Source organism: Vibrio sp. 811, assembly GCF_033339195.1.
The window spans coordinates 151,376-163,394 of the sequence record NZ_JAWOUB010000002.1 but is presented as its reverse complement, the minus strand read 5'-3'; the positions used below and the strand labels follow the sequence as shown (position 1 = coordinate 163,394).

The 12,019-nt window shown below is 42.9% G+C and carries 9 protein-coding genes; 7 read left to right on the top strand and 2 right to left on the bottom strand.

Features of this window, described 5'->3' with window-relative positions:
* Nucleotides 1–287: 287 nt before the first annotated feature.
* From ectA to R7Q46_RS04445, 4 genes are all read left to right on the top strand, one after another.
* Complete coding sequence (gene ectA / locus R7Q46_RS04460; protein ID WP_005393379.1) at nucleotides 288–821, top strand: diaminobutyrate acetyltransferase; 534 nt, start codon at nucleotides 288–290, stop codon at nucleotides 819–821.
* A gap of 34 nt (nucleotides 822–855) precedes the next feature.
* Nucleotides 856–2,121 (top strand): diaminobutyrate--2-oxoglutarate transaminase, encoded by a 1,266-nt coding sequence (gene ectB, locus R7Q46_RS04455; RefSeq protein ID WP_017820939.1) that lies wholly within the window; start codon nucleotides 856–858, stop codon nucleotides 2,119–2,121.
* A 14-nt stretch (nucleotides 2,122–2,135) separates the two neighbouring features.
* Nucleotides 2,136–2,522: an ectoine synthase gene (locus R7Q46_RS04450; RefSeq protein WP_005377769.1), complete on the top strand. Its 387-nt coding sequence runs from the start codon at nucleotides 2,136–2,138 to the stop codon at nucleotides 2,520–2,522.
* A gap of 86 nt (nucleotides 2,523–2,608) precedes the next feature.
* A complete protein-coding gene (locus R7Q46_RS04445; RefSeq protein ID WP_005377768.1) occupies nucleotides 2,609–4,030 on the top strand; it encodes an aspartate kinase in 1,422 nt (473 codons plus the stop codon).
* A gap of 176 nt (nucleotides 4,031–4,206) precedes the next feature.
* Here R7Q46_RS04445 and R7Q46_RS04440 read toward each other — a convergent pair whose 3' ends face one another.
* Nucleotides 4,207–5,772, bottom strand: a complete 1,566-nt coding sequence (locus tag R7Q46_RS04440) for an arylsulfatase (RefSeq protein WP_005377767.1) — start codon at nucleotides 5,770–5,772, stop codon at nucleotides 4,207–4,209.
* Between the two features lie 388 nt (nucleotides 5,773–6,160).
* Between R7Q46_RS04440 and R7Q46_RS04435 the strand changes: the two genes are divergently transcribed.
* Entirely contained in the window at nucleotides 6,161–8,491 is a 2,331-nt protein-coding gene (locus R7Q46_RS04435) for a tetratricopeptide repeat protein (RefSeq protein WP_318077329.1), read from the top strand.
* A gap of 46 nt (nucleotides 8,492–8,537) precedes the next feature.
* Here R7Q46_RS04435 and R7Q46_RS04430 read toward each other — a convergent pair whose 3' ends face one another.
* Complete coding sequence (locus R7Q46_RS04430; protein ID WP_171345374.1) at nucleotides 8,538–9,326, bottom strand: formylglycine-generating enzyme family protein; 789 nt, start codon at nucleotides 9,324–9,326, stop codon at nucleotides 8,538–8,540.
* 178 nt (nucleotides 9,327–9,504) lie between these two features.
* Between R7Q46_RS04430 and R7Q46_RS04425 the strand changes: the two genes are divergently transcribed.
* Complete coding sequence (locus tag R7Q46_RS04425) at nucleotides 9,505–10,830, top strand: anaerobic sulfatase maturase (protein WP_318077328.1); 1,326 nt, start codon at nucleotides 9,505–9,507, stop codon at nucleotides 10,828–10,830.
* A 53-nt stretch (nucleotides 10,831–10,883) separates the two neighbouring features.
* Entirely contained in the window at nucleotides 10,884–11,981 is a 1,098-nt protein-coding gene (locus R7Q46_RS04420) for a hypothetical protein (RefSeq protein ID WP_318077327.1), read from the top strand.
* Nucleotides 11,982–12,019: the final 38 nt, after the last annotated feature.

Below are 12,019 nucleotides of genomic sequence, written 5' to 3'. Positions count from 1 at the left end.
AAAGCGGTATGCGAAAGCATGCCGCTTTTTTTTGGATTTCTATTTTTCTCTGAGAAATGAACAGCATGGAAAATGGTCTTATTCTGGTTGTTTTTTGTACTGCGCATTTAGGTGACTATTTAATAAATTAGACCTCGAACTATTTTAACTTTTGGTTAATAGGTTTGTTTTTGTGATCTATATCACAAAAATACCGATAAAAAGGCGGATTATTTGATTTTTAGTCGCGAGGGATGCCCATAATAAAAAGGAAATTTAATTAGACCTCAAAGGATATGTATTTTCACATGATCACATCAGCACCTTGGGTCCTTTATCCAGAGATTGGAGAAGACTCAAGTAAAAAATGGATTTTTCGTGAACCTAAAATCTCTGATGGTGACGACATTTACAGCTTGATTGCAGACTGTCCTCCATTGGACATGAACTCATCTTATTGCAATTTCCTACAGTCTACGCATTTCAGCAAAACCAGTATTTTGGTTGAGCAAAAAGGCGAAATCGCAGGTTTCATTTCCGGTTATCAGAAACCAGACGAGCAAGACGTTTTATTTGTCTGGCAAGTTGCAGTCTCACCTCGCTTTAGAGGTCATGGTTTAGCATTCCGCATGTTGAAAGAACTTCTCACCCGAGAGGAATTAGGCGGTGTTAAATCGGTAGAAACTACCATCACGGAAGATAATAAAGCCTCTTGGGCACTGTTCAAAAAGTTAGATGCGATGAACGGCAATTCTGGCCAAGTAAGCACATTTTTGGATGAAGAAGCCCACTTTAAAGGCAAACACGATACAGAATATTTGTATCGCATTCCTCTCAAATAATCCTCAAACAATAGGAATTAAAAACGGTCTCATCATGGATATTTTCAAAAAGCAGGAATCCAACGTACGCTCATATTCAAACAATTTCCCGGTCGTTTTTCGTAAAGCGAAAGGCTGCTGGCTAGAAACAGAACAAGGTGAACGATACTTAGACTTCCTTGCTGGAGCGGGATCTCTAAATTATGGCCATAACAATCCAGTACTAAAACAAGCGTTGCTTGAGTACATTGAAATGGACGGTATTACTCACGGTTTGGATATGCACTCAGAAGCGAAAGCATCGTTTCTGGAAGCGTTGGATACTTACATCCTTAAACCAAGAAACTTGGATTACAAGGTTCAGTTTACGGGCCCAACAGGCACTAACGCTGTTGAGGCGGCATTGAAGCTGGCTAAAAAAGTAAAAGGCCGCGACAGCGTCGTTGCGTTTACTAACGGTTTCCATGGTTGTACTGCTGGCGCACTGGCTGCAACGGGTAACCAGCATCACAGACAAGGTAACGGTTCTAGTCTAAGTAACGTCACTCGTATTCCATTTGAAGGTTACGCTGGCGTAGATGGTCTCGCGCTGTTCGAAACCATGCTAAATGATAACTCTGCAGGTATGGATAAACCAGCCGCTGTACTTCTTGAAACTGTGCAGGGTGAAGGTGGTTTAAATGCTGCTTCAAACGAGTGGTTACAACGTTTGAGCAAAATCTGTAAAGCCAATGACATTCTTGTGATTGTCGATGACATTCAAGCAGGTTGCGGACGTACCGGTACTTTCTTTAGTTTCGAGCCGTCTGGTATCCAACCGGATATCGTGACGCTATCGAAGTCGATCGGTGGTTACGGTTTGCCGATGGCTGTCGTATTACTTAAGCCTGAGCTTGACCAGTGGAAGCCAGGCGAGCATAACGGTACGTTCCGTGGCAATAATCACGCCTTTATTACTGCTGCAAAAGCACTAGAAATTTACTGGGCAAACGATGATTTTGAAACACACATCAAGCAGTGTTCAGACAAGGTAAGTGCTGTTATTGACCGTTGTGTTCGTCGCTTTCCACAAATGTTTGTGCAGAAAAAAGGCCGCGGCATGATGGTTGGTATTGAATGTATCAATGGTGACATGGCATCTGAAATTGCGAAAAACTGTTTCGAGAATGGAATGGTGATAGAGACAGCGGGTCCAGACGATGAAGTTGTGAAGTTCTTCTGTCCACTAACCATCAGCGAATCAGAGCTAGATCAAGGACTAAGCATCTTTGAAAATGCAGTAGAGACTATCGCTGCGAAACATTTCAAACAAGCATCTTAATAAGGATTTTAATTATGATCGTCAGAACTCTAGATGAATGCCGCAACAGCGAACGACGTGTTGTTTCAGATAACTGGGAAAGTGTCCGCATGTTGTTGAAAGACGACAACATGGGGTTCTCTTTCCACATCACAACGATTTATGAAGATACAGAAACTCATATTCACTATCAAAACCACCTTGAATCGGTGTTTTGTATGAGTGGTGAAGGTGAGATTGAAGTTGTAGGTGGAGAAACGTACCCAATCAAACCAGGTACATTATACATCCTTGATAAACACGATGAGCACTACTTGAGAGCTTATAAGAATAAAGAAATGGTAATGGCGTGTGTGTTTAACCCACCGATTACTGGCGCTGAAGTGCACGATGAAAACGGTGTTTATCCTCTCGTTGACTAAAAGATGATGGTGGGGTGCTTTGCCACCCCACACTTTACTATCTCTTCTTTTTTCTTTTTAAAGTTACCAATCAAAAAAGGCTTATCATGACATTTACCGTAGAAAAAATCGGCGGTACATCAATGACAGCATTTGATGCTGTTCTCGACAATATTATTCTTCGTCCCAAAACGCCATACAATCGTATTTTTGTCGTATCTGCATACGGTGGTATGACCGATGCGCTGCTTGAGTGTAAAAAAACCAGTAAACCAGGCGTTTATCAGCTTATCGCGAAACGCGACGACAAATGGGAAGAAGCGTTAGCGTACGTTGAAAGCCGTATGTTGCTGACCAATGAAAATATTTTTGCGGACCCAATGAATCGTATCCGTGCGGATAAATTCATTCGCTCCCGCATTGCTGAAGCGAAAAACTGTATCGCGAATATTTTAGAAACCTGTCAGTACGGTCAATTTTCGTTGCGCCAGTACTTGCCTCAAATTCGAGAGTTTCTCTCGTCTATCGGTGAGGCACATAGTGCTTACAACACAGCACTAAAACTAAAAAATATGGGTATTAACGCTAAGTTCGTTGACCTGTCTGGTTGGGATAATCAAGCGCCAAGAAGCCTTGATGAGTCGATCAGTGACGCGTTTGCTGATATCGATGTATCAAAAGAACTGCCAATCGTGACAGGTTATGCTTACTGTAAAGAGGGCCTAATGCACACTTATGACCGAGGTTATAGTGAGATGACATTTAGCCGAATTGCAGCAATAACAAAAGCGGATTTAGCAGTAATTCACAAAGAGTACCACTTGAGCTCAGCGGACCCACGCGTTGTTGGCCCTGAAAAAGTATTACCAATTGGTAGTACAAACTATGACGTAGCAGACCAACTTGCCAACCTTGGCATGGAAGCGATTCACCCAAATGCCGCTGCGGGTTTGCGTGAAAGTGGTATTGAGCTACAGATTAAAAATACATTCGAACCTGAACACGAAGGTACTTTGATCTCTTCAAGCTACCGCCCAGAAGAAGACAAAGTCGAGATCATCGCAGGTAAAGAGAAAGTATTTGCACTGCATTTGTTTGACCAAGCAATGGTAGGAAAAGCCGATAACGTTAGTTACGAATTGATGGAAATCATCTCCGATGCTCGTGTAAGTTTGGTTGGTAAAGAGATGAACGCTAACTCTATTACTTACTATCTAGGTGGCAGTACAGATAGCTTAAACAAAGTATTGTATAAAGCCGAGAAACGTTATCCGAATGCCTCGATTAAAGGTCGTATGGTCGCGCTTATCTCAGCCATCGGTTCTCAAATTGATACCAACAAGACGTTGGCGAAAGGTGTGCTTGCATTGATGAATAATGGCGTTACGCCAGTTGCACTGCACTCATCATTGAGAAATGTAAATGTTCAATTTGTTGTCGGTGATAAGGAATACCAGCACGCGATTTGCGCATTGCATGATGAGTTTTTCCAAAGTAGCAGTTTAGCTAAATCGGTTAATGTGGCTTAGTTTATCCACGGTTAAAATACAAAGGAGAGCAGGTTAGCTCTCCTTTTTTGTTTTTCAGTTTGTACTTTTGCATAGTCTAAACAGACGATTTAAGTAAGTTCCTATTTGGCGATACACATAAGCCAGCAGAATGGTCTGCTGGCTTAATGTTACTGATTAACTAACGTTAACTTAGTTTACTTAAACTTGCTGATTTCTTGTTCAACTTTGTCTAGTTGCTGCAGCTTCTCTTGCATTTTTAGAGAGTCGTAGTTTAGTGAAGCAGGGTTCATCGCTGTGCCACGTTGCATTGGGTATTCTGGAAGTGTTTTAAAGAACTCTCCCACAACGTCTTGAACAGGTACAAATAGCCACATGTTGTCAGCCATCCAACGCAAGTACATTTGTGATTCGCTTGGGCCTTTTTCGAATGGGTCAGCGCGTAGGTGGATGATTTTAGGCCAGTTCGGAGCAAAACGAACTGCGTTACTTAGGTTCCCTTCAAGCGTTGCAAAGTGAAGTTTCCAGTCATTCCAGCGGACAGCGTTTAATTCACCATTAGACGTAAAGTAAAGCAGCGACTCACGAGGGCCTTTTTCTTCCTTACCTTCAAAGTATGGCATGAAGTTATAACCATCTAAATGTACACGCCACTCTTTGCCATTTGCTTTGTAGCCTTCTGCCAGTTTTTCTTTTACATCAGGTACGCCAGCAGCTGCCAATAATGTAGGCAACCAGTCTTGGTGTGCCATCATTTCATTGATCTTGGTTCCTGGCTTAATTACGCCTGGCCAACGAACCAGTTGAGGAACACGCATACCGCCTTCCCAAGTTGTACCTTTTTCACCATGGAATGGTGTTGCGCCACCATCTGGCCAAGTCATGGTTTCTGCGCCGTTGTCCGTTGAGTAGATAACGATAGTGTTGTCTGCAACACCTAGCTCATCCAGCTTGTCGAGTAAAACACCTACATGATCATCATGTTCCAGCATACCATCGGCATAAATGCTTACACCTGATTTACCTTGGTATTTTTCCTGCAAGCGAGTCCAAACGTGCATACGAGTGGCGTTATGCCAAATAAAGAAGGGTTTATCCGCCTTAACTGCTTTTTCCATAAATGCCAAAGAGCTCTCTAGGAACTCTTCATCTGCGTGCTCCATACGTTTTCGTGTCATCGGGCCAGTGTCTTCAATCTTACCGTCGGCATAAGACTTAATGACACCACGAGGGCCATAGTTTTTACGAAACTCTGGGTCTTTAGGGTAGTAATAAGTTTCAGGCTCTTCTTCTGCGTTTAGGTGATATAAGTTACCGAAGAATTCGTCAAAGCCGTGTTTGGTCGGTAAGTGCTTATCTTGGTCACCTAAGTGGTTTTTACCAAATTGACCCGTCATGTAACCTTGTTCTTTTAACAGATCTGCAATGGTTGGCGCCCAATCAGGTATGCCGTGGTCAGAGCCTGGCATACCAATTGTTAACAAACCCGTACGAAATGGCTCTTCACCCGTAATAAAGGCCGCGCGACCAGCAGTACAAGACTGTTGTCCGTAGTGATCTGTGAACAACGCACCTTCATTCGCGATACGGTCGATGTTTGGCGTTTTGTAACTCATCATACCTTGGTTGTATGCGCTGATATTCCAGTAGCCGATATCGTCACCAAAAATTGCCAGAATATTCGGTTTGTCGGCTGCCATAGCAGCACTGGACGCCGCTAACAGTCCTGCGCCTACAGCGATTTTGCTCAATTGATTTGCCATAAAAACTCCAGATTGTTGAGAGTAAAGATAAGCACAAGTGAGCCTTATGCTTAGTTGCTGCATAAGTTAATGATGTATATAGAAAAATCCTCTTATACTCGATATAACCATAAGTTATTACTAGGTGGTAACTATTTGTTAATTAAGAAGAAATAGGATTGTCCTGTTAGTTTGTAGAGATTCGTAAAGTAGATTTAGATCACTGAAGAGCCTTATTTTTATTGCGTAGTAGAAGAGGGGATGGAAATGAAAAACAATAAGATGCTCGCTTGTTTTACGGTCCTAAAGCAATACTAAAGTCGTTATGTATTGCTTGTAATTATTTGTATAACCAGTGATTTAGTGTCTATATTGATTTAGGTTGTACATTATAAATATAAGGATATCTATGAGTCAGTGGGCAGGCCGGTTTCGCATTTTATTGCTGGTCAACGTTGTTGTCAGTTTTATGGCTTTTTCTCAAGAGTTATTCACAGAGAAACCAAATATTCCTTCAGGCTTAAATCCAGAATATGCTGGCACACAAGCTTGTGCAGAGTGCCACCAAAACGAGGTGGAGGCTTGGAAAGGGTCACATCACGATATGGCCATGAAGCATGCAAGTACAACCTCTGTACGTGGTGATTTTGATAACCATGTTGTAACGCACAAAGGAATGCCTAATCGTTTCTTTAAAAAAGGCGGCGAATATTGGGTCAACATTCAAGGCTCTGACGGGCAATGGCATGACTATAAGATCAGCTATACATTTGGCTGGGAGCCACTACAGCAGTACATGGTCGAGTTTGAAGATGGCCGCGTGCAGCTTATTCCTTTTGCTTGGGACACAAGAGCTAAAGTTGAAGGGGGACAGCGTTGGTTTCATCTTTATCCAGAAACGACAACAACGGATGAATTCTATTGGACCAATACCGGGCAAAATTGGAACTTCATGTGTGCTGATTGCCATTCAACGAACCTAAAGAAGAATTACGACGCTGACAAAAACACTTACAACAGCTCATGGTCAGAGATTAATGTGGGATGCGAAGCATGCCATGGTCCCGCTAGTCAGCACATAGAACTGGCCAAGAAATACAAAAATGCTGGCACTTCTTTTGAGCATGACAGCCATTATGGCTTTGATCGAAATTTGTCTAAAGCAGTGTCGGATTGGGTGTTTGAGGAAGGCCATAGTACGTTACAGCCGAAATCAATTGAAGCAACCAATCAAGTGCAAACATGCGCTCAATGCCATAGTCGCCGAACCCAGTTAAATGAAACAGGTGATCATGTTAAAGGTTCTTTTTTTGATAAATATCGCTTAAGTCTTATAACACCTGAACTCTACTATCATGATGGACAGATTTACGACGAAGATTATGTTTATGGTTCGTTTCTTCAATCTGAAATGGCGGAGAAGGGGGTCACGTGCACTAATTGTCATGATCCACACACGGCAGAGTTAACGATACCAGAAGAAGCAGTATGTTCGCAATGCCATATTGCATCGGAATATACACCTGAAAAGCATACCTTTCATAAGGCTGGATCTGAAGCATCGCAATGTACGACTTGTCACATGCCAGAAACGACTTACATGCAAGTCGATCCTCGTAGAGACCACAGTTGGCATATTCCACGACCGGATTTGAGCAAACATATTGGAACGCCCAATGTTTGCATGTCATGCCATGAAGATAAAAGCAATCAATGGGCCGATGAACAGATAGCAGAATGGTACCCGAATTCGAAGTATCGTAATCAGCAACATTTTGCTGTCGCATTTTATGCGGATTCAATTGGTCATCAAGGAGCAGCAAATGCGTTGGCATACTCTGCTCAGGATTCGTCGTTAAAAGACATTATTCGTGCTTCAGCCCTGGAGAGAATGGGGGGCAATACTGACCAAAATACAACAGTATCTTTGGCTAGGGCCGTTAAGAATGAGAATGAAATGGTTCGATTAGGGGCAATTTCAGGCTCGTCTGGTTATGAATTTCATGATCGGTGGCGGATTCTAGAGCCATTGCTTGGTGACCCGGTGCTTTCAGTGAGAGCGGAAGCTGCCTCGGTGCTGGTAGCGAACTACGCACAAATGACCCCTTTACAAAAAGATATCATTAAATCGCCTTTAGAAGAGTACATGGAAATTCAAGGGTTTAATGCCGATCGTGGCTTCGGAAGAACCAATTTGGCGAATGTGTACCGCAGCTTAGGTGAAATCGACAAAGCGGCCGAGCTGTATAAACAAGCGATCAGCATCGAACCCTATTTCGAAAATAGCTACGTTAACCTAGCAGATTTGTATCGTCACCTAGGTAAAGAAGAAGCTGCGCTCACGGTGCTACAACAAGGGATGAAAGCTCAACCTAAATCCAGCACGTTACCATACAGCGCAGGTCTTTCTTTGTTGCGTCAAGGCAAAGCTGATGATGCGAAAAAGCTACTTAGACGCGCCGCAGAAATTGGTGAAACTAATGCTCATTATTGGTACGTGTACGGTCTAGCCCTAGAAAAAAGCGATGTTCTAGAAGCCAGTAAAGCGTTGCAAACAGCATTTGAAGTCGGTGGCAATCCACAGCACTTGTATGCTCAATGCGAGGTTCTAGCGAGAAATCATAAAAAAGGTGCTGTCGCTTTTGCTTTCGATAGGTGCATACAAGAGCTTAGTCACTATGCACCTAAACAAGCTATTGATCAGCTTAAAGCCTCTATTGTCGGGGTCAATAGGAGCTAATTACCAAAAGTGGAGCTTTTATCGCTCCACTTTTTTCTTGCTTAGTTTAATCAGCGTCTTTCGCTAATCTCAGCCCCATGTCGGACATGATGACTGACTGGCTAGCAAAATCGCGACGATAGTTTTCGGATTCGTCAGCATCATAGGCAAAGCTACCACCTCGTACAGACTTGTGTGCAAGGCTTTCTTTTTCATCTTTTGCGTTTACCGGATTATCACTTGGTGCTGATTTGTAATAGCCTTCATCAAACGCATCAATAACAAACTCACCAACATTACCCGTCATATCGTATAAGCCAAGCTCATTCGGTTTTTTCTGACCTACCTTGTGTGCCTTATTGTTTGAGTTACTGGCATACCAGGCAACGTCGTTAATATCATCAGACCCCGCGTAAGTGAATCCTTGACTTAGATTCCCCCCTTTCGCTGCAAACTCCCATTCTGCTTCTGTGGGTAAACGATAGTGCTCTCCCGTTTTTTCATTCAATTTCTTTATAAAATAATTGGCTTGTTGCCAGCTAATGTTATTCACGGGCGTATTTGGGTTTCTAAAATAACTCAGAGAAGAGCCTGTAACCGATTCGAATAACTCTTGGGTTACCTCAAATTTTGCCAAATAGAAATCTTCCACGCGAACGGTGCGAGCCGGGCGCTCGGATTTATTTGCTGATGGATTATCCGAGCCCATCATAAATTGTCCACCTTCAATAAGAACCATATCTTGATCGATTTTTTGAGCAAGAGGGCTAGGTTGTGTTGTTGCACACCCAGTGATAATTAGCGAAATCGAAATAGTGGCACCAAGGTAAAGAGTATTACTTTTGGAATGCTTCATAGGGGAGCTCCATCAACATTTATGATCAAAAAATTTTATCAGGCAAGTCTATGAAAAACAGTTATACACACTATAACAAGCGCCACGAATAATTGAACATTATCATCACACTAGGCGATTAACTTAATGATTAGTCTTAACGCCGTTGGGCGCAGGCTAGCAACTAAGAAGGTGATGAATGCACATAACTCAAGGTCCGCAGTTCAATGGAAAAGCATCCAAGCGATTACATGTCATGGCGAAACCTATCGGTGCAGTGTGCAATATCGATTGCACCTATTGTTACTACCTAAGCAAACAAGATTTACTTGAGTACAAGCCAGGCTGCTCACCAGTCATGGATGAGGAAACGCTCGAGACCTATATCCGTCAATATATAGCGGGACAAAATACACCTGAAATCATTTTCTCTTGGCAGGGTGGTGAGCCGACAATGCTAGGTTTGGATTATTTCAAGACAATTGTTGAGCTACAGAATAAATACCGTCCCGATGGCATTACGATCTCCAATGATCTCCAGACTAATGGCACACTGCTTAACGATGAATGGTGTGAGTTTTTAAAGGCGAACAACTTTCTCGTCGGTTTAAGCATTGATGGCCCAGAAATGATGCACAACGCTTACCGAACAAACCGAGCTGGTAGAGGCACATTCCGGCAAGTTATGAATGCGGTTGAATTATTACATAAGCACGAAGTAAAGTTTGCTACGCTCACTTGTGTTAACAACTTGACCGGCCGTAACCCACTTGAAGTGTACCGATTCTTGCGAGATGAAGTACGCTCCCCTCAAATGCAGTTTATTCCAATAGTTGAGCAGAAAACATTCAGAACAACCGCCCCTCAAACTTGGGAGCCAAACGAGCAACTAAAGCAAGGAGATAAACGGTTGATCCCAGGTCATAAAGATGCCGTTGTTGAGCCTTTTTGCGTTGCGGATGAAGCATGGGGAAATTTTCTGATCGCGATTTTCAATGAATGGGTTTTACACGATATCGGCAACGTGTTTGTGCAGTACTTTGAAGCCAGTATCGAAACCTGGATGGGCAGAAAAAACCCACTGTGTACTTTAGGTGAAATCTGCGGGAAAGGCTTAGCAATGGAGCCTAATGGTGATGTGTTTGCGTGTGATCATTACGTGTACCCAGAATATAAGGTTGGAAACATTCATCACGAAAAGCTCGATACGCTCGCTTATAGCTCTGAACAGCAGAAATTTGGGTTTGCTAAAAGTCGTACGCTGCCCCAACAGTGCCTTCAATGTGATTATCAATTTGCATGTTTTGGAGAATGTCCCAAAAACCGTTTTATCCGTACTAGGCAAGGTGAGCCTGGTCTTAATTATCTCTGCGCGGGTTGGAAGAAGTTTTTTACCCATGCTGATCAGTCGATGGCGTACATCTTACGAGCGACAGGTAACCCAGTGGTTCACGGTAAATACAGTGACCAGATTCTACGCCAGCAAGCTACTCAAACACAGACTGTGTTTGAAACGAAGTTTTAAGATAGTCACTACGCCTGCTACAGGCCCGGAAATGAAAGAATATAGGTTATTGAATGCAAAAAATTAAGCTGCTCTCTAAATCATTACTCGTGATCTCGATCGGCATTGCTGCGAGTCAAACAGCAGTGGCACAAGAAACAACATTGCTAGACCCAGACCAGGTATCGCCGACAACGGTTGTCACTCCACAAGAAGCTCAAATGACACCGGCGCAACGAGTCGAAAAGCTGTCTTATGATGCGCAAAATAAAAAGTTGTCTTCAGAAAAACGTATTGATGCTTTACGTGAGTTAGCCAACTATCCAAGCCAAAATGCATTGGTTGCAGTTGCGCGTGGGTTGCAGGATGAAGATGGAGGTATTCGCGAAGCTGCGATCGTGGGAGCACAGCCATATATGATTGAGCACCGTTGGCGTTTGATTTCACCATTATTGAGTGATGACGCCGCCATGGTGCGAATTACAGCAGCGATTAACCTCGTTCGAGATTACGCCAATTTGAGTTCGGAGCAACAGCAGTCACTTGAAGGGCCTGTTTCAGAGCTGACAGCACACTTGTCCAGTAAGAACGATAATGTTTCCAAGTTATTACTTGCAGACGTTTACCGTTGGCATCGTGATTGGGATAAAGCGGCGCTGATATACCCAGAGTTAACTAAGCTTGAGCCAAACAACCCTCAAGTTTGGTTAAGCTATGCAGACAACTTCCGAGCGCAACAGCTAGACCAAAAAGCTATCAAAGTGCTTGACGAGGGTATCAAGCTAAATTCAGAAGATGCCTCGCTGCATTATTCTAAATCTCTCGCTTTGGTTAGATTAGACAAAAAGAAAGAAGCGGCGTTTGAAATAGACAAAGCTGCGACGATGGCAAAGACGAACAGTTACTTTTGGTATTTAAATGGTGTTCTGCAAGAAGAGTTAGACTTGAAGAAGTCTGTCAACGCTTTTGAGCAAGCGTATTTGATATCCGGTGCTCCAGAACAATTGTATGCCGTGTGTGACATCTATGTCAGATACGGCAACCCTAAAACGGATGACTGTTTAACAGAGCTAACGAAGGTCGCTCCCGACTATGTTATTGAAGAGCTCAATCAGAAAAAGGGACGTAAAAGTGCCTCTACATCAGTTGAAGCCAATGAATTTAAACTCTAATCGGTAAATTCCATGTTCCTATTTTAATAAAATAGTGG

Coding starts and splice junctions, on each gene's coding strand:
- ectA (WP_005393379.1), top strand. CDS start 288: ATGATCACATCAGCACCTTGGGTCCTTTATCCAGAGATTGGAGAAGAC.
- ectB (WP_017820939.1), top strand. CDS start 856: ATGGATATTTTCAAAAAGCAGGAATCCAACGTACGCTCATATTCAAAC.
- R7Q46_RS04450 (WP_005377769.1), top strand. CDS start 2,136: ATGATCGTCAGAACTCTAGATGAATGCCGCAACAGCGAACGACGTGTT.
- R7Q46_RS04445 (WP_005377768.1), top strand. CDS start 2,609: ATGACATTTACCGTAGAAAAAATCGGCGGTACATCAATGACAGCATTT.
- R7Q46_RS04440 (WP_005377767.1), bottom strand. CDS start 5,772: ATGGCAAATCAATTGAGCAAAATCGCTGTAGGCGCAGGACTGTTAGCG.
- R7Q46_RS04435 (WP_318077329.1), top strand. CDS start 6,161: ATGAGTCAGTGGGCAGGCCGGTTTCGCATTTTATTGCTGGTCAACGTT.
- R7Q46_RS04430 (WP_171345374.1), bottom strand. CDS start 9,326: ATGAAGCATTCCAAAAGTAATACTCTTTACCTTGGTGCCACTATTTCG.
- R7Q46_RS04425 (WP_318077328.1), top strand. CDS start 9,505: ATGCACATAACTCAAGGTCCGCAGTTCAATGGAAAAGCATCCAAGCGA.
- R7Q46_RS04420 (WP_318077327.1), top strand. CDS start 10,884: ATGCAAAAAATTAAGCTGCTCTCTAAATCATTACTCGTGATCTCGATC.